Genomic DNA, 21,162 nt, shown 5'->3' with positions numbered 1-21,162 from the left:
CCTCAAACTCCCCCAGAGGGGGGACCCCCAGACGGGCTGGAAATGCGGGCCGGTGCTGGAGGGGTGCCTGACCGCAGCCGACCGGCGGCTACAGCGCCTGCGGGTAGGTGAACACGCGCTTCGGGTCGTACTGCTGCTTCAGCTTCGTGAGGCGTGTTGCCGCGTCGCCGTAGTACGCCTTGCGCCAGTTCTTCAGGGTGGGGTCCGTGTAGTTCTGGTAGGCGGCGCCCGAGGCGTACGGGGCCATGGCGTTGTGGGCCGATGTCAGCCAGGACTGGGCCGCCGTGCCCGTCGTACCCGGGCGCCAGGCCGCGATGTACTGGGCCAGCATCCTGGAGCGCCGGTGGACGAATGCCGTCGCCGTCGGGGAGACCCGGTTCACCGCGCCGCCGAGTGCCGTGAACGCGATGCTGCCGGAGCCGCCCTGGACCGAGGCGATGCGGGAGAGGAGCGTCTGGATGCCCGCCGTGGACAGTGAGCGGTCGAAGAAGTCCGAGCGGGCCGCGTAGGTTTCCCGGCCCAGCGCGCCCTGCGGGGAGCGGCCCGGGGTTCGGCCCGGCAGGTGGCATTGCGCGTCCGTCGCGAAGGACGAGCAGCCCGCGTACACCTCCATCGCCTCCTCGTACGAGCGGCGCTTCAGGGAGACGCTCGATGCCGGGGAACCGATTCTGTCCGCCAGGCGGTCCACCGCGTTCTGCAGTTCGGTGTACGTGCCCAGGGAGAACGCCGAGATGGAGATGGTCGGGGTGCCGCCGGCCGCGTTCGCCACGTGCAGGGACGACCAGATCTCGTCCGGCTGCGTCGGGCCCCACTCCTGCCATGCCCTCATCACCGCCGCCGCCTTCCGCCACGGCCAGGACATGTACGCCGCCACCGCCCTGGGTGCCGGGTGGGTGCGGAAGTGGAGTTCGGTGACGATGCCGAAGTTGCCGTTGCCCGCGCCTCGCAGGGCCCAGAAGAGGTCCTTGTTCGTGGTGGCGTTCGCCGTCAGTTCGCGGCCGTCCGCCGTGATCAGGGTGGCCTGGGTGAGGCTGTCGCAGGTCAGGCCGTATGCCCGGGACACCACTCCGTGGCCGCCGCCCAGCGTCAGGCCCGACACCCCCACCGTCGGGCACGAGCCCGCCGGAATCGTGACGCCCTTCGCGGTCAGCGCGCGGTAGACGTCGATCAGTTTCGAGCCCGCGCCCACCACCGCTGTGCCGCCGCCCGCCCTGACGCGGTTCAGTTTCGACACGTCGACGATCAGGCGGCCGTTGCCCGAGGACCAGCCCGCGTACGAGTGGCCGCCGTTGCGGATCGCCACGGGGACGGAGTGGGCGCGGGCGTACGACAGGACCGTACGGATGTCGTCCGCGTGGGCGACGTACGCCACCGCGGCCGGCTTGAGTCCGTCGAAGCGGGTGTTGTAGAGCTGGCGGGCCGATGCCCAGGAGGCGTCCCCGGGGCGGATGAGCGGGCCGTCGAGGTCGCGGCCGAGGGCCGTCCAGTTGGCGGGGGCCGAGGCGCTCGTCGCGGTGAGAGGGGTCGTCCCCGTGGGCGTGGTGGCGGCCGTGCCTTCCGCGCTGCCCTCCGCGGTCGTACACGCCGCGGTCGTCATCGCCGCCAGGGCGGCCACGCCGCCTCCCATGAACGTACGCCGCTGCATGGTGCTCCTCGGTGTCACGGTTCCTCGGCTCCGAGGTTTCCTAGGTTTCTAGGTTCCTCCGTTTGAGCCCGGGTTGGCTCCCACCGAACGAGACGGGTTCCATGGAATGTGGGTTCCCTCACCGGCCGCGTTTGCGGAGGAAAGGGAAACGGAGGGGACGGAAAGGGAAGGGGGTATTCCGGGCTTGTACAGCAGAGACCGGGCGGCCGGGGCCGATCCCCGGGTCGGGACCCACACGTGTTCTCCCCGTGAGCGTTCCGTGACCTCACCGCACCGACCGCAGGGGTTCACCCCCCGTTCACTTGCGCCCGTAGGTGGCTTCACCTGATCTGCCTACTTTCGGCCTTACCGGTGCTGCGTGTGCCCTCCTGGGCGCCCCGGCACCATCAAACTTCGCGACCTCGCACGCCGCCGGATTTCAGGCCGGCGGCTCCTGGAAGGAAACACCCGACAGTGAAGCTTCAGCGCATGAACCGGCGGGCCCTCACCCTCGGTGCTCTCGCCGTCTCCGGCGCCCTGGCCCTCACGGCGTGCGGCTCCGACGACACCGGCACCGACAAGACCGCCGGCGGCGCCTCCACCGCGGCCAACAGCTCCATCAAGTGTGACGACGCCAAGGGCCAGCTGCTGGCCGACGGCTCCTCCGCGCAGAAGAACGCGATCGACGCCTGGGTCAAGGCCTTCACTGCCGCCTGCCCCGGCGTCCAGATCAACTACAAGGGCGGCGGCTCGGGCGCCGGCGTCACCGCGTTCACGCAGGGCACGGTCGCCTTCGCCGGTTCCGACTCGGCGCTGAAGCCCGAGGATGTCACCGCCTCCAAGCAGGTCTGCACCGGCGGTACGGGTATCGACCTCCCGGCGGTCGGCGGAGCCATCGCGCTCGCCTACAACCTCCCGGGTGTCGACAACCTCGTCCTGGACGCCCCCACCCTCGCGAAGATCTTCGACAGCAAGATCAGCAAGTGGGACGACGCCGCGATCAAGGCGCTGAACCCGACCGCGAAGCTGCCGAGCACCAAGATCCAGGCCTTCCACCGCTCCGAGGACTCCGGCACCACGGACAACCTCACCAAGTACCTGATCGCCACCACCCCCGAGAACTGGAAGTACGAGGGCGGCAAGGCCTGGCAGGCGAAGGGCGGCCAGGCGGCCTCCGGTTCCAGCGGCATCGCGGCGCAGGTCAAGCAGACCGAGGGCGCGATCGGCTACATGGAGCTGTCGTACGCCAAGGAGCTGTCCACGGTGTCCGTGGCGACCGGCGCCAGCGCCCCGGTCAAGCCGTCCTCCGACTCCGCCACCAAGGCCATCGCGGCCGCCACGGTCGTCGGCACCGGCAGCGACCTCTCGCTGAAGCTGGACTACAAGACCAAGGCCGAGGGCGCGTACCCGATCACCCTGGTCACGTACGAGATCGCCTGCGACAAGGGCAACAAGGCGGACACCCTGCCCGCCACGAAGGCCTTCCTCCGCTACATCACCAGCGAAGAGGGCCAGGGAATCCTGAGCGGGATCGACTACGCGCCGATCCCCGCCGACATCATCGCCAAGGTTCGGACCACCGTCGAGAGCCTGGCCTGATCTGAGCGTGCGGTCGGGTTCCGCCTCCGAGGGGGACCCGGCCGCACCGTCCGGTGCACCGCCGCCAGGAGCCGCATCCCCGGGTGCGGCCCCGCAGACCGGAGAACCCGATGGACATAACCACCAAGAACGCAGACACCTCACCCCACCCTCCCCAGCCGCCCGCGGTCGAGCAGAAGCGCGCCGCCCGTGGTGCCACCCGCCTCGGTGACCGGATCTTCCTCGGTCTCTCCCGCGGCTCGGGCATCCTGCTGCTGGCGATCATGGCCGCGATCGCGATCTTCCTCACCTATCGCGCGGTCAACGCCATCAGCAAGGACGAGGGCAACTTCCTCACCACCTTCGAGTGGAACGCGAACCTCAACCCGCCGGTGTTCGGCATCGCGGTCCTGGCCTTCGGCACGGTGGTCTCCTCGGTCATCGCCATGGCCATCGCGGTTCCGGTCGCCGTCGCCATCGCGCTGTTCCTCACGCACTACGCCCCGCGCAGGCTGAGCGGTCCCATCGCTTACGTGATCGACCTGCTCGCCGCCGTACCGTCCATCGTGTACGGCCTGTGGGGCGCCATGATCCTCGTGCCGAACATGAACGGCCTCTTCGGCTGGCTGAACGACTACCTCGGCTGGACCGGCATCTTCTCCTGGGAAGAGGGCGCGCCCCGCTCGATGCTGACCGTGGGCATCCTGCTCGCGATCATGATCCTCCCCGTCATCACGAACGTCAGCCGTGAGGTGTTCCGGCAGACCCCGCGGATGAACGAGGAGGCTGCGCTGGCCCTCGGTGCCACGCGCTGGGAGGTCATCCGCATGGCGGTGCTGCCCTTCGGCCGCTCCGGTGTGATCTCCGCGTCGATGCTCGGCCTCGGCCGCGCGCTGGGCGAGACGATGGCCGTCGCCACCGTCCTCTCCCCGAGCTTCCTCATCCAGACCAGCCTGCTCGACCCGGGCGGCGGCACCTTCGCGCAGAACATCGCCGCCAAGTTCGGTGAGGCGTCGGAGTACGGCCGTGACGCGCTCATCGCCTCCGGTCTGGTCCTGTTCGTCATCACTCTGGTGGTCAACGGTGCGGCCCGCGCGATCATCGCCCGCCGCGCCGAGTACTCGGGGGCCAACGCATGAGCACCGTCGTAGCCGAGAAGCGCCCCAGCACCCTGCAGGGCGCCAGGCTCCCCAAGTGGTTCCCCTGGGCGCTGGCCGGCGCTTCCGTCGCGCTCGGGATCGGCATCAGCTTCGCCGCCGGCCTGGACAGCAGCATCCAGTGGGGCCTGATCGCCGCGATCCTCTTCGTCGTCGGTACGTACGTCATCGCCACGAGCGTCGAGGGCAAGCGTCAGGCCAAGGACCGCATCGCCACCTCGCTGGTCTGGGTCGCGTTCCTGCTCGCCCTGGTGCCGCTGATCTCCCTGCTGTGGACGACCGTCTCACGCGGTGTGAAGGTCCTCGACGTCTTCTTCCTGACCCACTCGATGGGTGTCGTCGCCGACAGCGAGCCGGGCGGTGGCATCTACCACGCCATCATCGGCAGCCTGGAGCAGGTCGGTCTGGCCACCGCGATGGGCGCGCCGATCGGCGTACTCACCGCGATCTACCTGGTGGAGTACGGGCGCGGCACGCTGGCCAAGGCGGTCACGTTCTTCGTGGACGTCATGACGGGCATCCCGTCGATCGTCGCGGGCCTCTTCATCCTGAGCCTCATGCTGCAGTTCGACATGCAGCCGTTCGGCTTCGCCGGCTCGCTGGCCCTGGCCATCCTGATGATGCCGGTGGTCGTCCGTTCGACGGAGGAGATGCTGAAGCTCGTACCGAACGAGCTGCGCGAGGCGTCTCTCGCGCTCGGCATCCCGAAGTGGCGCACCATCCTGAAGGTGGTCCTGCCGACCGCCATCGGCGGTATCACCACCGGCATCATGCTGGCGGTCGCCCGTATCGCGGGCGAGACGGCACCGGTCCTGCTCCTGGTCTTCGGCAACCCCTTCATCAACAACAACCCCTTCGAGGGTGCGCAGGCCTCGCTACCGCTGTACATCTACCAGCAGTACGCGAACAGTGGTGGTGCGGAGGCGGCGTACGACCGTGCCTGGGCGGCGTCGCTCACGCTGATCGCCTTCGTGATGATCCTCAACCTCGGAGCTCGCGGTATCGCCCGCTGGAAGGCCCCGAAGACAGGTCGCTGACGCGGCCGTACGACAGCGACCTGTAGCCGGCCTGGCGGCCGGCTGACCCCTCGAAAGAAGCAGTGATATCCATGGCCAAGCGAATCGACGTAAGCGGCCTCAGCGCCTACTACGGCTCCTTCCGCGCGATCGAGGACATCTCGATGACGGTCGAGCCGCGCTCGGTGACGGCCTTCATCGGCCCCTCCGGCTGCGGCAAGTCCACCTTCCTGCGCACCCTGAACCGCATGCACGAGGTCACGCCCGGCGGGCGCGTCGACGGCAAGGTCATGCTCGACGACGAGAACCTGTACGGCACGGGGGTCGACCCGGTGGCGGTACGGCGTGAGGTCGGCATGGTCTTCCAGCGGCCGAACCCCTTCCCGACGATGTCGGTCTACGACAACGTGGCGGCGGGGCTGCGGCTGAACGGCTCGTACAAGAAGTCCGAGCTGAGCGACGTCGTGGAGAAGTCGCTGAAGGGCGCGAACCTCTGGAACGAGGTCAAGGACCGCCTGAACAAGCCCGGTTCGGGTCTGTCGGGCGGGCAGCAGCAGCGACTGTGCATCGCGCGGGCGATCGCGGTCGAGCCCAAGGTGCTGCTGATGGACGAGCCCTGCTCGGCCCTCGACCCGATCTCGACCCTCGCGATCGAGGACCTGATCGGTGAGCTGAAGGAACGGTTCACGATCGTCATCGTGACGCACAACATGCAGCAGGCGGCGCGGGTCTCGGACCGTACGGCGTTCTTCAACCTCGCGGCGGTCGGGCAGCCCGGCAAGCTGATCGAGATCGACGAGACGGAGCGCATCTTCTCCAACCCGTCGGTCCAGGCGACGGAGGACTACATCTCGGGCCGCTTCGGCTGAGTCGAGGTCCCCTCCATACCCCTCGCGGTGCTGCATGGCGGTGCCACCGCGAGGTCGAATAGGGCCCGCCCCTGGATTCGCTCCGGGGGCGGGCCCGTTCGTGTGATCCGGTCAGGGGTTGCTGCCGTTGGCGCGTATGGATCGCCAGGTGCTGCAGGTGTCGTCCAGGACGTTACCGTTGTCCTGGAGACAGACCTTGATGTAGACGACGGCGGTCTCGGCGGGGTTCTTGTTCCGCCACACGCATTCGAGGGCGCCCGCGCCGTTGCCGTTGTAGATCTTGGTGGTGTCGCCGCCGCTGCCGATCTTCCAGTATCCGGCGACTCCCGCGCCGTCACTCGAGTTGTCGCACACCTCGAACCTGTCGCCCTCGGCGTAGAAGTCTATTGTGCCCGCCATGTACGCGTACTTGCCCGATGCCACGGAGCGGGCGGTCAGGTCGCCGTAGGCCGCGGCGGGTCCCGCCCCGAAGAGCAGGGTCGCGGTGACGGCCGCCCCCATGCCGACGCCGTACACGAGTCTCTTGCGGTCGAACTTCATACTTCCCCCTGTAAGTCGGCCATTGATTCGAACACTTGAGTGTCGATCGAGCGCACAGTAACAACGGGAAGGCCTACAGGAAGGCCAGTTTCACGATCCAGAAGCCGACCGCCGCCACCACAGCCGCCGCCGGCATGGTGATGAACCAGCCCAGGACGATGTTCTTGGCTATCCCCCAGCGCACCGCCTTCACCCGCTTCGTCGCGCCCACGCCCATGATCGCGGAGGTGATGACGTGGGTCGTGGAGACGGGAGCCTTGAACAGATACGCCGTGGCGAACATGATCGACGCGCCCGTCGTCTCCGCCGCGAAGCCCTGGGGTGGGTCCAGCTCGATGATCTTGCGGCCCAGGGTGCGCATGATGCGCCACCCGCCCGCGTACGTGCCCAGGGACAGCATCACCGCGCAGGCGATCTTGACCCAGACCGGGATCGGGTCGCCGTATTCCTCGACGTCCGCGATGACCAGGGCCATCACCACGATGCCCATCGTCTTCTGGGCGTCCTGGAGGCCGTGGCCCAGGGCCATGCCTGCCGCCGACACCGTCTGGGCTATACGGAAACCGCGCTTCGCCTTGTGCGGGTTGGCGCGGCGGAAGATCCACATGATCGCCGTCATCACCAGGTAGCCGGCCAGCAGGCCCACCACCGGGGAGACGAACATCGGGATGACGACCTTCTCCAGGACGCCGGACCAGTAGACCTTCGTACCGCCCGCCAGTGCCGCCCCCACCATGCCGCCGAACAGCGCGTGCGAGGAGGACGAGGGGAGGCCGAAGTACCAGGTGACCAGGTTCCAGGCGATCGCGCCGACCAGCGCCGCGAACAGGATCGCCATGCCCGAGGAGCCCTCGGGCGTCTCGATCAGGCCCTCGCTGACCGTTTTCGCGACGCCACTGCCCAGGAACGCGCCCAGCAGGTTCATCACCGCGGCCATCGCCAGCGCCGCGCGGGGCGTCAGCGCGCGTGTGGAAACGGAGGTCGCGATCGCGTTCGCGGAGTCGTGGAAGCCGTTCGTGTATGTGAATCCGAGCGCGACGCCAATGGTCACGATCAGTGCGAAGGTGTCCATGAAGAGGTCAGGACTCCTTGACGGCGATGGTCTCCACCGTGTTCGCCACGTGCTCGAAGGCGTCGGCCGCCTCCTCCAGCACGTCCACGATCTGCTTGAGCTTCAGCACCTCGATCGCGTCGTACTTGCCGTTGAACAGGTGTGCAAGAAGCTTTCTGTGGATCTGGTCCGCCTGGTTCTCCAGCCGGTTCACCTCGATCCAGTACTCCGTGAGGTTCTCCATCGTGCGGAGGTTCGGCATCGCCTCCGCCGTCAGCTCCGCCGCCCGCGCCAGGACCTCGATCTGCTGCTCGACGCCCTTGGGCAGCTCCTCCACGTTGTAGAGGACCACCAGGTCGACGGCCTCCTCCATGAAGTCCATGATGTCGTCGAGTTGGGAGGCGAGGTTGTAGATGTCCTCGCGGTCGAACGGCGTGATGAACGAGGAGTTCAGCTGGTGGAAGATCGCGTGTGTGGCGTCGTCACCGGCGTGTTCCGCGGCGCGCATACGCTCTGCGATCTCGGCCCGGCCGGAGGCGTCCGCCCCGAGCAGTTCCATGAGGAGTCGCGAGCCCGTGACGATGTTGTCCGCTGACGCGGCGAACATGTCGTAGAAGCTCGTCTCCCTGGGGGTCAGACGAAATCGCACGTGAGGTCCTCGGAGTCCTTCGGATTCGGTCAGGCTGATGCTAGGCGCAACATCCGGCCACGGCTAACGGGTCGGCCCCCAGTGTCGCCCATCGGACAGAGTGGACTGCACAGTGGTCTATACCCGGCCCTATACCCAGCAAAGTTGGTTACCATATACCCGGCAGGGGTATATCTGCGGTTTTGTGTCTGAGTTCTGTCAACGGGAGGATGCGATGACGACCACCGAGGCCGGCGCGGAGACGCCCGATGTGGCGACCGACGTGGTGAGTGATGTGGTGAGCGATGTGGTGACCGATCACGATCGGGGTGTGCACGGGTACCACAAGCAGAAGGACGAGCACCTGAAGCGGCTGCGCCGGATCGAGGGGCAGATCCGCGGGCTCCAGCGGATGGTCGACGAGGACGTCTACTGCATCGACATACTCACGCAGGTCTCCGCCTCCACCAAGGCTCTCCAGTCCTTCGCGCTCCAGCTCCTGGAGGAGCACCTGCGGCACTGTGTCGCGGACGCGGCCCTCAAGGGCGGTACCGAGATCGACGCGAAGGTGGAGGAGGCGACCAAGGCGATCGGTCGTCTGCTGCGTACCTGAGTCCGCGTACCTGAGTCCCTGGCCCACCCCGTTACGTCCGTCGGTTTTCAGCCAGCCGACGTGACCTTGCGTCCCTCGCGCTCCTCCGCCACCCTCAGCACCTCGTCGATGCTCTCCAGGCTGAGCCGCTCCTCGCCGGCCGCCGAGGCCGCGATGATCAGGTCGCCGCACAGTTCGATCTCGGCGAGGGCCACGTGGTCCTGAACTGCCGTACCGCCGACCGGAGCCACGTGCATCACCTCTTCTCTGCCGTCACCGCTTCCTAGAGTAGGGAGCGGTCTACACGCCGCGCATGGCACGGACGGGCTAGTCCTTGCCGCTACGGCGGACGCAGCAGGGGTGTGCCGGGTTGCTCGCGCGGCTCGGGTGCCCGGCCTTTCCGCTTCCCCTGCCGCTTCCCCGTTTTCCGTACGACAGTCTCACTGTTCGGCGATCCGGCCCGCGTAAATATCCGCCGGCCGCGGCAGCCGTACGTGCACGGGGGCCCCGAAGTCGTACAGCAGCGTCGTCGAGGCGACCGCGACCGTGCCCTTCTGCTGCCCGTTGACGAAGCTGAACCGGTGCAGGAGCTTGCGGATACGGCCCTCGTCGTCGAGGTAGACGTCGAAGGGGACCCTGGCCGTGGCGAACCCTTTCGCCGCCGCTTCCAGCGGGCCCCTGTTGCCCGGCGAGGCGCTCTTCGCGGCGTCGGCGAGGTCGGCGGTGCCCCGGTAGTGCCGTACCTCGGTGCCGCCGACCCGGGTCCGGCCGACGTACGTCGCCTCGCGCGTCCCGCGCAGTACCTCGGCGGCGGCGAACGGGTCCGTGGCCCCGCCCGTCACCAGGTTGCCGTCGGACAGGGTCGCCGTGTCCACCCGTACCCACTTGTCGGCGGGGACGCCCGCACCCCGGTTCTTCATGAACAGGGCGCCGGGTGCGAGGAGTTCGGTGATCGGGCGGTGCGGGCTGGCGCCCGCCGGGTCCTGGGGGAGCAGCACCCTCAGGCGGCCGAGCTGCTTGCCGTAGTCGTAGACGCCCTCGCCCCGGATGGTGACCCGGGTGCCGCCGGTGGCCATCTCCATGGACGTGGTGGTTCTGGACGTGCCCGCGTCGACCAGTGTCGCGGCGGCGCGGTGCAGAACGCGGACCGTGTCGCCGGGCGGGCGCGCGTCCTCGGTGGTGGCTCTGCTGTCGGCCGTGCAGCCGGTGGCGCAGACCAGGAAACCCGTCGTCGCCGCTGCCATGACGACCGTCCCGCCCGCTCGCCAGTGTCGCCGCCGGTTCATCGCCGCCCACCCCCAAGCCGGGCCGTCGGTCCACGGCCGCCGTCGTCCCGCTTAACGAGGGGTGGGGGAGGTTGTCACGCGCATACCAGTGCTTTGCCGTGGATGGGTACCGTTGTCGGTGTGGCACAGCAAGATCGAAGCGAACCTTCTCAGTTGCCCGACGAACACTCCGTTTCCATGGTGGAGCACGGGCCGTTCTGCTTCGCCAGATGCGTCTGCGGGTGGCGCGGGCCGGCCCGTCGGGCCCGCAGTCTGGCCCGGACGGACGGCAAGGGGCATGTGGGCGACCGGCCCTAGCTTGCCCGCCCTACTCCGTCGGCAGGGCCGGAAGTTCGTCGATCAGGTCCTTGTCGCGGGGCTGGGTCAGGCGTTCGCGGGCCGCCGCTGAGGGCAGCCACAGGATGCGGTCGACCTCGTCGTTCGGGGCGAAGGCGCCGGACGTTGCCTCCGCCGCCCAGTAACTCACCTGTTTGGGGCGGCCGTTGGCCTCGTAGTGGGAGGTGGTGAGGGGAGCGCCGGGGGCGGCTTCGTAGCCCGTCTCCTCCTTGACCTCGCGCAGCGCTGCGACGAGTGTCTCCTCGTCCCGCTTCAGGCGGCCCTTCGGGTGCGACCAGTCGTCGTACTTCGGCCGGTGGACGAGGCAGATCTCCAGGCCGCCGTCCACGGGCGAGCGACGCCACAGGACGCAGCCCGCGGCCAGTACGGGGCGTTCGTCGGGATGTTCGTCGGGGTGTTCTCCCGGTCGTTCTTCGGGGCTTTCTTCGGGGCGTTCTTCGGCGGACGTCACCTCGTACTCATCGCCTTCTTCTCCCAGGACTGCTGGAACGCGAACCGTGCCGCCTCGACCTCGTGGCGCTGGTCGGCGTGGAGCACGCCGAGTGCGTACGCCGTCGCCGGGGCGATGCGTGGGGTGCGGGCCGCCGCTGCCGCCGCCGCGGCGGCCTCGGACGCGTCCCGGTGCCGGTTGAGTGCCGTGCCGGCCGTCAGCATCCGTACGTCGACGCGGGCTTCGTCGCCCTCCAGGACCTCGTGGGCGTAGCGGCGCAGGCGCAGGAGGAGGCGTACGTGGTGCCAGGGGGCGTCCTGGGGGTGGGGGGCCGGGTCGGGGGAGAGGCCGTGGACGAGGGCCTCGGCGTTGTAGGGGTGGCCGGCGGTGAGGAGGGGGAGGGCGGTCACGGCGTCGCAGAGGCGGTCGTGGGCCGCGGTGGCCAGGGGGCGTAGATCGGCGGTGGTGGCGGTGGGGGTGAGGGGGACTTCGCTGGCGAGGACCGCGACGTTGTCGGCCACCGCGTGGAAGCGGCTTGAGCCGAGGGCCTGCAGGGCTGCCGAGTGGGCTCGGGTGCGGGCCAGGGTCAGTTGGCGTTCCAGCAGGGCGCCTGCTTTCGCTGCACCTACTGTCAGGTTGCTGCGGTCCGGGGGCGCCGGGTGGGACTGGGGGCCGGCGGTGCCGGGTTCCGCTTTCAGTGGGACGGGATCCGCCCCAGCGGAACGACTGCCCACAGCTGGGCGGGTTCGACTGTCCACAGCTGGTTGCGTCGGGAAAGGTGCCGCCCCCGACAGGCGCTGCAGGGCCAGTAGCAGGCGTTCCTGGCGGGCCGCGTAGGCGTGTTCCCTGGCCAGGGTGCCCGAGAGCCAGGCCAGTTCGGGGTGCATCGCCTCCGACCAGGTGGGGTCCAGGAGGGGGCGGAAGGTGTGGAGGGTGCCCGTGATGCGGCGGGCCGCGTGGTGCAGGGCGCGGGCCGCGTTCCCGGGCTCCTGCCCGGGGGAGGCGGAGCCCGGGCCGGTCTCCCTGTGCAGGCGCAGGGCGCGGAGGAACTCCGTCGCCTGCGCCCGTAGGTAGTCCGCCAGGGCGTCCGCCGTCACGGGGCCGGCCGTCGTGGGGTCGGTCGGGTCAAGGTGTTGCTGGGCCACGCCTGCGCCTCCGGGCGTCTATGAGCATCTCCTGGACGTGCCGCAGCGGATGGCCCTCGGAGTCCGTCGCGTGCCGGGTCCACTCGCCGTCCGGGCCCAGGTGCCAGGACTGGGTGAGGTCGGACATGCCGGTTTCCAGCATTCGGCTGAGCGCGGCCCGGTGGGCCGGGTCCGTGACCCTGACGAGTGCCTCGATGCGGCGGTCGAGGTTGCGGTGCATCATGTCGGCGCTGCCGAACCACACCTCGGGCTCGCCGCCGTTGCCGAAGGCGAAGAGCCGGGAGTGTTCGAGGAAGCGGCCGAGGACGGAACGGACCTTGATGTTCTCGGAGAGGCCGGGGACTCCGGGCCGTACGGCGCAGATGCCGCGGACCCAGATGTCGCACGGGACGCCTGCCTGGGAGGCGCGGTACAGCGAGTCGATGAGCGCCTCGTCCACCATCGAGTTGACCTTGATACGGACATACGCGGGGCGTCCGGCACGGTGGTGCTGGACCTCCTTGTTGATCCGCGAGATCAGGCCGTCCCGCAGGGACTTGGGGGCCACCAGGAGGCGTCGGTAGGTCTCGCGGCGGGAGTAGCCGGACAGGCGGTTGAACAGGTCCGAGAGGTCCGCGCCCACCTGCTGGTCGGCTGTCAGGAGGCCCAGGTCCTCGTACAGGCGGGCCGTCTTGGGGTGGTAGTTGCCGGTGCCGACATGGGAGTAGCGGCGCAGCGTGTCGCCCTCCTGCCGGACCACCAGGGACAGCTTGCAGTGGGTCTTCAGGCCGACGAGCCCGTACACGACGTGGCAGCCGGACTCCTCCAGCTTCCGTGCCCACTTGATGTTCGCCTGCTCGTCGAAGCGGGCCTTGATCTCGACGAGCACGAGGACCTGCTTGCCGGCCTCGGCGGCCTCGATGAGGGCGTCCACGATCGGGGAGTCGCCCGAGGTCCGGTACAGGGTCTGCTTGATGGCGAGGACGTCGTCGTCGAGCGCCGCCTGCTCCAGGAAGGCCTGGACGGAGGTGGAGAAGCTGTCGTACGGGTGGTGGAGGAGGACGTCCCGTTCGCGCAGGGCGGCGAAGATGTCCGGCGCGGACGACGACTCGACCTCGGCCAGGTCGCGGTGGGTGCCGGCGATGAACTTGGGGAACTTCAGCTCGGGCCGGTCGAGGGAGGAGATACCGAAGAGGCCGGTGAGGTCCAGCGGACCCGGCAGCGGGTACACCTCGGCCTCGGTGATCTTCAACTCCCGTACCAGCATGTCGAGGACGTACCGGTCGATGGACTCCTCGACCTCCAGGCGCACCGGCGGCCCGAAGCGGCGCCGCATCAGTTCCTTCTCCAGGGCCTGCAGGAGGTTCTCGGCGTCGTCCTCCTCGACCTCCAGATCCTCGTTGCGGGTGAGGCGGAAGGCGTGGTGCTCCAGGACCTCCATGCCGGGGAACAGCTCTTCGAGGTGCGCGGCGATGACGTCCTCGAGGGGCACGTACCGGCTCGGGGAGGCCTCCAGGAAGCGGGACAGCAGCGGCGGTACCTTCACGCGCGCGAAGTGGCGGTGTCCGCTCACCGGGTTGCGGACGATCACCGCGAGGTTCAGGGAGAGGCCCGAGATGTACGGGAAGGGGTGCGCCGGGTCGACGGCCAGCGGGGTGAGGACCGGGAAGATCTGGTGGCGGAAGAGGGTGAACAGGCGGGCCTGCTCCTTCTCCGTCAGCTCGCTCCAGCGGACCAGGTGCACGCCCTCCTCGGCGAGCGCCGGGGCCACGTCCTCCTGGTAGCAGGCGGCGTGCCGGGCCATGAGCTCGCGGGAGCGGGCCCAGATCATCTCCAGGACCTCGCGGGGCTGGAGGCCGGACGCGGAACGGGTGGCCACACCGGTGGCTATGCGGCGCTTCAGGCCGGCCACCCGGACCATGAAGAACTCGTCCAGGTTGCTGGCGAAGATCGCCAGGAAGTTAGCCCGTTCGAGAAGGGGGGTGTCGGGATCCTCGGCCAGTTCGAGCACCCGCTCGTTGAACGCGAGCCAGCTGCGCTCCCGGTCGAGGAAGCGGCCCTGCGGCAGCAGCTCGCCGTCGTAGGGGGCCTCCTCGTACTCGTCGAGGTCGGCGTCGATGTCGGGTTCCAGGTCGGAGACCACGGCCGACACTGTGTGCGGGCGGTGGGACGTCAGAGAACCGACGGACGGCTGCGCGTGCTGGACCTGCGACTGGGCGTTTGGCTGGCTCATGACCCCATTGTTCCGCGCCCGGGCCGGTACAGGCGCGTCGGAACGCGCGGGTGTGAGCGCGGCGGGGGCGGACTGGGCCGCTCCGGTCCCGTTGGCGCCCTCTGGGGGCGGTGAAGACTCAGGCACGGCGGGCGTCATTGGGTGAGCCTTGCAAGCCTGGCTGAATCACTGGTTACGGGGACATGACGTGCGGGATATCGGCGGGCGGCTCGCGGGGGGCGGGTATGCCCCTTCTCCCCGGTGGAAGGGGCATACCCGGGTCGGCGCGGCGGCGCTGAGACCGTGCGCCGGGCCTCAGACCGTGCGGCGGCGCAGCAGCCAGAAGGCGGCGGCCGTCGCGGCGGCGGCGAGGGCGAGGACCAGGCCGGTCTCCATGAGCTGGAGGGGCCAGAAGTGGGAGGACGGGTGGTAGTCGCGGTAGTAGCCGACGACGTCGTGGCGGGCGAGGCACTGGGTGTCGGCGACGCAGATCGGGTCGGTGATGTGCTTCCCGGTGGAGGTCAGGGCGCCGTCGTCGACGACCATGCCGATGTAGTCCGGGTAGCCGTTCTTGCTGGTCAGGGTCTCGACCGGCCACAGGTACGGACGCAGCAACGAGATCACGAACTCAAGGGTCAGGAAGGCGAAGAAGGTGGTGCCGAGAGCGGCCATGGACCGTCGTACGAGCAGTCCCATCAGGGCGCCGACCGCAAGGCCGAGCAGGGCGTACGCGGGGACGAGGGCGCCGTTCGCGAAGTAGTTGCTGTTGTCATGCCACTGCCGGGGCCCCCTCCCGCGGAACAGCTCGGCGTGCGCGCCCCACGCCAGGTGGTGCAGGAGAGCGAGGAGGAGGGTGCCCGCGGTGATCAGTACGGCCGGTACGGCGAGCTGGGCGGCGAGCCAGCGGGCCGGGGACACGGACTGGGTCCAGGCCAGCTGGGCCGTGCCGTTCTCCAGCTCGCGGCCGATGAGCGCGGCGCCCGCCCAGAGGGCCGCGAGCAGCGGTAGCAAGTTGATGAGGCCGCCGCTGATGTCCTCGGCGGTGTCGTAGCGGGTGTACGCAGGGCCGGCGAAGTCGCAGCTGTCGCCGGTGACCGCGTCGACGCAGCCCCTGCGGACGAACTCGGTGAAGGCCGCGTCGGTCCCCCAGCCGTATATCCACAGCGTCGCCCCGGCGGCCACGGCGACCAGCAGCAGCAAGAACCAGAGGGCCCAGCGGTGCAGGCGGAGGGTGGCCCGGACGAGGCCCGGGAGGGCGAGGGTGCGCCGCGGTCTCGCGGGGGCCGTGCGTGCGGTGGTCGTGGTCATCGGGTGGCTCCCGTGCGGCGCTTGAGGAGGACGAACGCGGCCAGTGCGGCCACCGCCGCGAGGGCGAGGAGGAGGCCGGTCTCCATGAGCTGGAGGGGCCAGAAGTGGGAGACGGGGTGGAAGTCGAGGTAGACGCCGGCGACGTCGTTGCGGGTGACGCACGCGGTGCTGTCGCCGCAGAGCAGGTCGGGGATGCGGGCGCCGGTGGAGGTGTAGGAGCCCTTGCCGACGATCATGCCGTCGGGGGCCTCGAACCCGATGGGGCTCTTCCGGGTCTCGGCCGGCCACAGGTGTGGGCGCAGGGACTGGAACTGCTGTACGACGATGCCGATGCCGACGATTCCGATGCCCAGCCCGGGCAGCGAGCGGCGCGCGATCATGCCCGCGAGGACGCCGAGGGCCAGGCCGAGCAGGGCGTAGGCGGTGGCGGAGATGCCGTTGGCGTTGAAGATCTGGGGGTCGTACCAGTTCCAACTGCCGTACCAGCGCGCCAGTTCGGGGTGGGACGTCCACATCATGCGGTGCAGGACGGTGAGGAGGAGAGTGCCGGTGACGATCAGTACGGCCGGTACCGCGAGCTTGCCGGCCAGCCAGCGCGCCGGGGACACGGACTGTGTCCAGGCCAGCTGTGCGGTGCCGTTCTCCAGCTCACGGCCGATGAGCGCGCCGCCCGCCCAAGCGGCGGTCAGGAACGGGGCGACGGCCATGAGACCGCTGCCGAGGGCCATGCCCGTGTCCCAGCGGCTCATGTTCGCGCTCGCCATGTCGCAGCCGAGGTTCGGAGTGCCGTCACCGCAGCCCGACCTGGCCAGTTCCGCCAGGGCCGAGTCCGCGCCCGGCCCGTACGTCCACAGGATCACGCCGGCGGTCACGGTGACGTACAACAGCCAGAACCAGAGTGCGGAGCGGTGCACGCGCAGCAGGGTCCAGGGGAGGCCGTGGAGACGGCGGGTGCGCTGCTTCGCGGGTTGCTTGGGTGCCGCGAGTGCGGTGGCGGTCATACGGCGGCCTCCGCCGACTCGGCTTCGTCGATGTGCAGCGCCGGTGCCGCGGGGGAGCGGAGGTGGGCGAGGACCAGTTCCTCCAGGGTGGGGGTGGCGCTCTGCCAGGTGCCGGCGAGGCGGCCCCCGGAGCGGATGAGGGCGGTGGTCTGGCGGCCCGTCGTACGGGACTCGATCACCGTGTGGCCGTCGAGGTCGGCGGCCGGGCCGGTGACCAGGGCGTGGGCGCCGAGCAGGTCGTCCAGCGGGCCGGCGAGGCGGACCTGGCCGGCGCCCAGGAGGAGGACGTGGTCGCAGGAGCCCTCCAGCTCGGCGACAACGTGCGAGGACATGACAACCGTGGTGCCGTTGTCGGCGGCGTCGGCCATCAGGGTGCCCATCAGCTCGTGCCGGGCGAGCGGGTCGAGGTCGGCCATCGGCTCGTCCAGGAGCAGCAGTTCGGGGCGCTTGCCGAGGGCGAGGGCGAGTGCGACCCGGGTGCGCTGGCCGCCGGAGAGGGTGCGGATCTTGGCGTCGGGGTCGAGGGCGCCGTCCGCGACGACGCCCTCGGCGACGGCCGCGTCCCAGCGCCGTGGGTTGAGCTCCCGGCCCAGGCGGAGGGTGTCCGCGACGGTGAGCTGGGGGTGCAGGGGCTTGTCCTGGGCGACGTACGCCATGCGTTCACGCGCCTCCGCCGGGCTGGTGCCGAGGACGGTGAGCGTGCCCTCGGTGGGCCTGAGCAGCCCGGCCGCGTGGGCCAGCAGCGTCGACTTGCCGGCGCCGTTGGGCCCGACGACCGCGCAGACGCGCCCGGCCGGCAGCCGGAACGTGCACTCGCGCAGCGCCCAGCCCTTCCGGCCGAACCGCTTGCCCAGTCCGGCCGCCTCCATGGCGGTGTCGCTCATCCTTGGTCCCCCTTGAAATGCGTGTCGAGTACGGAAGTGAACAGCGCCGCCACGTCGTCCCGTTCGAGTCCGGCCGCGCGGGCCCGGCCGGCCCAGTCGGCCAGTTCGGCCCCGAAGGGGGAGTCCGCCGGGGCGGCCCCCAGCGACTTGCGGACGAACGTGCCGAGGCCTCGCCGCGCCTCGACCAGGCCTTCGCGCTCCAGCTCGCGGTAGGCCTTCAGGACGGTGTTCGGATTGATGGCGGTGGCCTCCACGACCTCACGGGCCGTGGGCAGCTTGTCGCCGGGTTCCAACAGGCCCAGACGTAGGGCCTGTTTGGTCTGCTGGACGATCTGCAGATAGGTGGCGACGCCGGTGCGTCTGTCGATGCGGTACTCGACCACTCGTACAACCACCCTTTCACTAATTGAGTAGTGAAAGGGTGGACCAAGAGAGGGGGCGGTGTCAAGATCACCGCCCCCTCGTCCGACGACTGCCCGCGCGTACCCGCGTGCTACGACTCTGTTCGGTACATGAGGTCCGTCTCGTGGGTCTCGAAGCCGAGTCGCTCGTACAGGCTCACCGCCGCCGTGTTGTCCGCGTCGACGTACAGCATCGCCGTGGGCAGCCCGCGCTGGGCCAGATGGCGCAGGCCGATCGTCGTGAGCGCCCGGCCGAGGCCGCCGCCCTGGGCCCCGGGGCGCAGACCGATGACGTACACCTCGCCGAGGCGCTCCGCCGCGTGCGTCTTCGTCCAGTGGAAGCCGATGAGTTCGCCCTCGCGGAAGGCGAGGAAGAAGCCCTCCGGGTCGAACCAGGCCTCGGCCTTGCGGTCGTCGAGGTCGCGCTGGGTGAGGGAGCCCTGTTCGGGGTGGTGGGCGAAGGCGGCGGCGTTCACGGCGAGCCAGGCCGCGTCGTCCTCGCCGGGGAGGAAGGTCCGTACCGTCACGTCTTCCGGGAGCTTCGGCTCGGGCAGCTCCAGGTCGGTCAACGGCCGGCGCAGCTGGCGCAGTTCGCGGAAGAGGGTCAGGCCGAGGACCTGGGCCAGATGCCGGGCGGCGGAGTGGCCGCCGTGCGCCCACACGCGCAGCCGCTTGCCGGAGGCGGCCAGCAGGGCCGAACCGAGGGCGCGCCCGTGACCGTGACCGCGGTGGGCCGGGTGGACGACCAGCTCGGCGGCCGGGGCCTCGACCGGGTCGGTGTCCTCCAGCTGTGCGTAGCCGACGAGTTCACCGCCGGCGGTCAGGAGGAAGTGCGACACGCCCTGGCGGGCGCCCCCGCGCAGTTGGAGCCGTCCCTGCTCGGACACCGCCTGCTGGCCGTCGGTCCGGGCGGCGTCCGCGAGCAGTGCGAGGACTGCGTCGGCCTGCTCGGGGGTGAGGGTGGCCAGGGTGTCGATGGAACGAGACAGGCCGGGGGGGGCAAGGGGCGCGGTGTCGTCGCTGGTCATGGCTATGAGGGTAAGGCCTGCCCGATTCATGGCGAATCTCCCGGGGAGGCAACCGTTCCGTAACCCTGAACCCCTGTCGCGCTACGCGCGTTGACCCTAGGCTGCGCCGGGACGGGACTGAATTCTCACGGTCTTCTTACGTCGCACCTGCTTCTTACCCCGTACTTGCTTCTTACTTCAGGGGGGCACATGCCAGCCACACCCCAGCCGTACCACCGCCGCAGACGCCGTACGCACGCGCTGCTCGCCGGCGCCGCCGGCATCGTCACGGTCGGCGCACTCGCCGCCGCCGCTCTTCCGGCCAGCGCCGGCGACAGCTCGTACAAGCCCGCCGGTAAGGGCCAGAGCAAGCCGAGCCGCTACCAGGACGTGCAGCTGCTGTCCTTCAACGACCTGCACGGCAACCTGGAGCCGCCGTCCGGCTCCTCCGGCCGGGTCACCGAGATCCAGGCCGACGGCACGACGAAGACGATCGACGCGGGCGGTGTCGAGTACCTCGCCACGCACCTGCGCGAGGCGCGCGGGGACAACCCGTACTCGATCACGGCGGCCGGCGGCGACATGGTCGGTGCCTCCCCGCTGATCTCGGGCCTCTTCCACGACGAGCCCACCATCGAGGCGCTCAACGGCCTCGACCTCGACGTCACCTCGGTCGGCAACCACGAGTTCGACGAGGGCGCCAAGGAACTGGGCCGCCTGCAGAAGGGCGGCTGCCACCCGACCGACGGCTGCTACGTCAAGGGCAAGAAGTTCAAGGGGGCGGACTTCCCCTACCTCGCGGCGAACGTGCTCGACGAGAAGACCAAGAAGCCGATCCTCAAGCCCTACTGGGTGTGGAAGAAGAACGGCGTCAAGATCGGCTTCATCGGCGTGACCCTTGAGGACACCCCGGGCGTCGTCTCCGCCGAGGGCGTGAAGGGCCTCAAGTTCAAGGACGAGGTCGAGACGATCAACAAGTACGCCAAGGAGCTGGAGAAGCAGGGCGTCAAGTCGGTCGTCGCGCTGATCCACGAGGGCGGCCTCCCGGCCTCGTCGGCCTACAACTACGACTGCAACGCGGCGGGCGGCGGCTCCGGCATCTCCGGGCCGATCGTCGACATCGCGAAGAACATCACCCCGAAGGTCGACGCGCTGGTCACCGGCCACACGCACGCCGCGTACGCGTGCACGATCCCGGACCCGTCGGGCAAGCCGCGCACGGTCACCTCGGCCGCGTCCTTCGGCCGCCTCTACACGGACACCACGCTGACGTACGACCGCAAGACGGGTGACATCGCCCGTACGGCCGTCCGCTCCGCGAACCACGTGGTCACCCGGACCGTCGCCAAGGCCCCGGACATGACCGACCTGATCGCCCGCTGGAACACCCTCGCGGCGCCCATCGGCAACCGCGCGATCGGCTACATCTCCGGCGACATCAACAACACCGGCACCGAGTCCCCGATGGGCGACCTCATCGCCGACTCGCAACTGGCGTACGGCAAGAAGCTCGACCCGGAGACCGACCTCGCGCTGATGAACCCGGGCGGTATCCGCGCGGGGCTCACCTTCGCGGCGAAGGGCGCCGAGGGCGACGGTGTCGTCACCTACGCCGAGGGCTTCACCGTCCAGCCGTTCTCCAACACGGTGAACCTCCAGAACTTCACCGGCGCCCAGCTGATCTCCGTACTCCAGGAGCAGGTGAGCGGCACGAACGCGGCCTCGCCGAAGGTGCTCCAGGTGTCGTCGGGGCTCACCTACACCCTTGACCTGACGAAGGCCGGCGCCGCGCGCCTGGTCGCCGACTCGGTCAGGCTGAACGGTGCGGCGATCGACCCGGCCGCCTCCTACCGCGTCGCGACGAACAACTTCCTCGCGGGCGGCGGCGACGGCTTCCCGACGCTGGGCCAGGGCACGAACGACCTGGTCGGCGCGGACGACCTCGCGGTGCTGGCGGACTACCTGACCGCCAACTCCACGGCTACGACACCGATCGCGCCGCCGGCGGCCAAGCGGATCACGATCGTTCAGTAGCGGTAGTGGTGCGCTAGCAGTGCGGTAGCGGTGCGCTAGCGGTTGTATCCCAGAGGGCCCAAGGCATGTCGCCTCGGGCCCTCT

20 protein-coding genes are annotated in these 21,162 nt (G+C 69.7%); 6 read left to right on the top strand and 14 right to left on the bottom strand.

What is annotated here, in order from left to right; translation table 11 throughout:
* Positions 1–88 precede the first annotated feature (88 nt).
* Positions 89–1,645, bottom strand: coding sequence for an FAD-binding oxidoreductase (locus tag OG734_RS21730; protein WP_330289192.1), 1,557 nt, complete (start codon positions 1,643–1,645; stop codon positions 89–91).
* A 453-nt stretch (positions 1,646–2,098) separates the two neighbouring features.
* Here OG734_RS21730 and pstS point away from each other — a divergent pair, with 453 nt between their 5' ends.
* From pstS to pstB, 4 genes are all read left to right on the top strand, one after another.
* Positions 2,099–3,223 carry a phosphate ABC transporter substrate-binding protein PstS gene (gene pstS, locus OG734_RS21725; protein ID WP_330289191.1) on the top strand — a complete coding sequence of 375 codons (1,125 nt, stop codon included), beginning with the start codon at positions 2,099–2,101 and terminating at the stop codon, positions 3,221–3,223.
* A gap of 110 nt (positions 3,224–3,333) precedes the next feature.
* Positions 3,334–4,341, top strand: a complete 1,008-nt coding sequence (gene pstC / locus OG734_RS21720; protein WP_330289190.1) for a phosphate ABC transporter permease subunit PstC — start codon at positions 3,334–3,336, stop codon at positions 4,339–4,341.
* Positions 4,338–5,396, top strand: a complete 1,059-nt coding sequence (gene pstA, locus OG734_RS21715) for a phosphate ABC transporter permease PstA (protein WP_330289189.1) — start codon at positions 4,338–4,340, stop codon at positions 5,394–5,396. Before pstC ends, pstA begins: the two co-directional genes overlap by 4 nt.
* Positions 5,397–5,467: 71 nt before the next feature.
* Positions 5,468–6,244, top strand: a complete 777-nt coding sequence (pstB, locus tag OG734_RS21710) for a phosphate ABC transporter ATP-binding protein PstB (protein WP_330289188.1) — start codon at positions 5,468–5,470, stop codon at positions 6,242–6,244.
* A gap of 111 nt (positions 6,245–6,355) precedes the next feature.
* Here pstB and OG734_RS21705 read toward each other — a convergent pair whose 3' ends face one another.
* The 3 genes from OG734_RS21705 to OG734_RS21695 all read right to left on the bottom strand — a co-directional run bounded on the left by OG734_RS21705 (position 6,356) and on the right by OG734_RS21695 (position 8,484).
* Positions 6,356–6,784: a hypothetical protein gene (locus OG734_RS21705; protein ID WP_330289187.1), complete on the bottom strand. Its 429-nt coding sequence runs from the start codon at positions 6,782–6,784 to the stop codon at positions 6,356–6,358.
* Between the two features lie 73 nt (positions 6,785–6,857).
* Positions 6,858–7,856: an inorganic phosphate transporter gene (locus OG734_RS21700; RefSeq protein WP_330289186.1), complete on the bottom strand. Its 999-nt coding sequence runs from the start codon at positions 7,854–7,856 to the stop codon at positions 6,858–6,860.
* 7 nt (positions 7,857–7,863) lie between these two features.
* The gene (locus OG734_RS21695; RefSeq protein ID WP_330289185.1) at positions 7,864–8,484 is read right to left on the bottom strand and encodes a DUF47 domain-containing protein; all 621 of its coding nucleotides are present in this window, start codon (positions 8,482–8,484) and stop codon (positions 7,864–7,866) included.
* A gap of 214 nt (positions 8,485–8,698) precedes the next feature.
* Here OG734_RS21695 and OG734_RS21690 point away from each other — a divergent pair, with 214 nt between their 5' ends.
* Entirely contained in the window at positions 8,699–9,076 is a 378-nt protein-coding gene (locus OG734_RS21690; RefSeq protein WP_330289184.1) for a metal-sensitive transcriptional regulator, read from the top strand.
* A 47-nt stretch (positions 9,077–9,123) separates the two neighbouring features.
* Here the strand turns inward: OG734_RS21690 and OG734_RS21685 are convergent, their stop codons facing one another.
* The 10 genes from OG734_RS21685 to mshD all read right to left on the bottom strand — a co-directional run bounded on the left by OG734_RS21685 (position 9,124) and on the right by mshD (position 19,065).
* Positions 9,124–9,312, bottom strand: a complete 189-nt coding sequence (locus OG734_RS21685) for a hypothetical protein (protein WP_327696482.1) — start codon at positions 9,310–9,312, stop codon at positions 9,124–9,126.
* Positions 9,313–9,495: 183 nt separating this feature from the next.
* On the bottom strand, positions 9,496–10,341 hold the full coding sequence (locus OG734_RS21680; RefSeq protein ID WP_330289183.1) for a hypothetical protein: 846 nt from the start codon (positions 10,339–10,341) through the stop codon (positions 9,496–9,498).
* A gap of 307 nt (positions 10,342–10,648) precedes the next feature.
* Positions 10,649–11,041, bottom strand: coding sequence for an NUDIX hydrolase (locus OG734_RS21675; protein WP_330293741.1), 393 nt, complete (start codon positions 11,039–11,041; stop codon positions 10,649–10,651).
* A gap of 83 nt (positions 11,042–11,124) precedes the next feature.
* The gene (locus OG734_RS21670) at positions 11,125–12,252 is read right to left on the bottom strand and encodes a CHAD domain-containing protein (protein ID WP_330289182.1); all 1,128 of its coding nucleotides are present in this window, start codon (positions 12,250–12,252) and stop codon (positions 11,125–11,127) included.
* A complete protein-coding gene (locus OG734_RS21665) occupies positions 12,233–14,464 on the bottom strand; it encodes an RNA degradosome polyphosphate kinase (protein ID WP_330289181.1) in 2,232 nt (743 codons plus the stop codon). The genes OG734_RS21670 and OG734_RS21665 overlap by 20 nt, the downstream gene beginning before the upstream one ends.
* A 294-nt stretch (positions 14,465–14,758) precedes the next feature.
* Positions 14,759–15,751 carry an ABC transporter permease gene (locus tag OG734_RS21660; protein WP_330289180.1) on the bottom strand — a complete coding sequence of 331 codons (993 nt, stop codon included), beginning with the start codon at positions 15,749–15,751 and terminating at the stop codon, positions 14,759–14,761.
* Complete coding sequence (locus OG734_RS21655) at positions 15,748–16,752, bottom strand: ABC transporter permease (RefSeq protein WP_330289179.1); 1,005 nt, start codon at positions 16,750–16,752, stop codon at positions 15,748–15,750. The genes OG734_RS21660 and OG734_RS21655 overlap by 4 nt, the downstream gene beginning before the upstream one ends.
* Positions 16,749–17,621 carry an ABC transporter ATP-binding protein gene (locus OG734_RS21650; RefSeq protein WP_443065094.1) on the bottom strand — a complete coding sequence of 291 codons (873 nt, stop codon included), beginning with the start codon at positions 17,619–17,621 and terminating at the stop codon, positions 16,749–16,751. Before OG734_RS21650 ends, OG734_RS21655 begins: the two co-directional genes overlap by 4 nt.
* 11 nt (positions 17,622–17,632) lie before the next feature.
* The gene (locus OG734_RS21645) at positions 17,633–18,019 is read right to left on the bottom strand and encodes a GntR family transcriptional regulator (protein WP_318324005.1); all 387 of its coding nucleotides are present in this window, start codon (positions 18,017–18,019) and stop codon (positions 17,633–17,635) included.
* Positions 18,020–18,129: 110 nt separating this feature from the next.
* Complete coding sequence (mshD, locus tag OG734_RS21640) at positions 18,130–19,065, bottom strand: mycothiol synthase (protein WP_330289177.1); 936 nt, start codon at positions 19,063–19,065, stop codon at positions 18,130–18,132.
* Between the two features lie 189 nt (positions 19,066–19,254).
* Between mshD and OG734_RS21635 the strand changes: the two genes are divergently transcribed.
* A complete protein-coding gene (locus tag OG734_RS21635) occupies positions 19,255–21,078 on the top strand; it encodes a bifunctional metallophosphatase/5'-nucleotidase (RefSeq protein ID WP_330289176.1) in 1,824 nt (607 codons plus the stop codon).
* Positions 21,079–21,162: the final 84 nt, after the last annotated feature.

The organism is Streptomyces sp. NBC_00576, from assembly GCF_036345175.1.
GTDB lineage: Bacteria > Actinomycetota > Actinomycetes > Streptomycetales > Streptomycetaceae > Streptomyces.
This window is presented reverse-complemented; position numbering and strand designations above follow the sequence as displayed.

What these genes read in the sequence shown, in the direction of transcription:
- OG734_RS21730 (WP_330289192.1), bottom strand. Translation starts at nt 1,645, where the DNA reads ATGCAGCGGCGTACGTTCATGGGAGGCGGCGTGGCCGCCCTGGCGGCG.
- pstC (WP_330289190.1), top strand. Translation starts at nt 3,334, where the DNA reads ATGGACATAACCACCAAGAACGCAGACACCTCACCCCACCCTCCCCAG.
- pstA (WP_330289189.1), top strand. Translation starts at nt 4,338, where the DNA reads ATGAGCACCGTCGTAGCCGAGAAGCGCCCCAGCACCCTGCAGGGCGCC.
- pstB (WP_330289188.1), top strand. Translation starts at nt 5,468, where the DNA reads ATGGCCAAGCGAATCGACGTAAGCGGCCTCAGCGCCTACTACGGCTCC.
- OG734_RS21705 (WP_330289187.1), bottom strand. Translation starts at nt 6,784, where the DNA reads ATGAAGTTCGACCGCAAGAGACTCGTGTACGGCGTCGGCATGGGGGCG.
- OG734_RS21700 (WP_330289186.1), bottom strand. Translation starts at nt 7,856, where the DNA reads ATGGACACCTTCGCACTGATCGTGACCATTGGCGTCGCGCTCGGATTC.
- OG734_RS21690 (WP_330289184.1), top strand. Translation starts at nt 8,699, where the DNA reads ATGACGACCACCGAGGCCGGCGCGGAGACGCCCGATGTGGCGACCGAC.
- OG734_RS21685 (WP_327696482.1), bottom strand. Translation starts at nt 9,312, where the DNA reads ATGCACGTGGCTCCGGTCGGCGGTACGGCAGTTCAGGACCACGTGGCC.
- OG734_RS21680 (WP_330289183.1), bottom strand. Translation starts at nt 10,341, where the DNA reads ATGAACCGGCGGCGACACTGGCGAGCGGGCGGGACGGTCGTCATGGCA.
- OG734_RS21665 (WP_330289181.1), bottom strand. Translation starts at nt 14,464, where the DNA reads ATGAGCCAGCCAAACGCCCAGTCGCAGGTCCAGCACGCGCAGCCGTCC.
- OG734_RS21660 (WP_330289180.1), bottom strand. Translation starts at nt 15,751, where the DNA reads ATGACCACGACCACCGCACGCACGGCCCCCGCGAGACCGCGGCGCACC.
- OG734_RS21655 (WP_330289179.1), bottom strand. Translation starts at nt 16,752, where the DNA reads ATGACCGCCACCGCACTCGCGGCACCCAAGCAACCCGCGAAGCAGCGC.
- OG734_RS21650 (WP_443065094.1), bottom strand. Translation starts at nt 17,621, where the DNA reads ATGGAGGCGGCCGGACTGGGCAAGCGGTTCGGCCGGAAGGGCTGGGCG.
- mshD (WP_330289177.1), bottom strand. Translation starts at nt 19,065, where the DNA reads ATGACCAGCGACGACACCGCGCCCCTTGCCCCCCCCGGCCTGTCTCGT.
- OG734_RS21635 (WP_330289176.1), top strand. Translation starts at nt 19,255, where the DNA reads ATGCCAGCCACACCCCAGCCGTACCACCGCCGCAGACGCCGTACGCAC.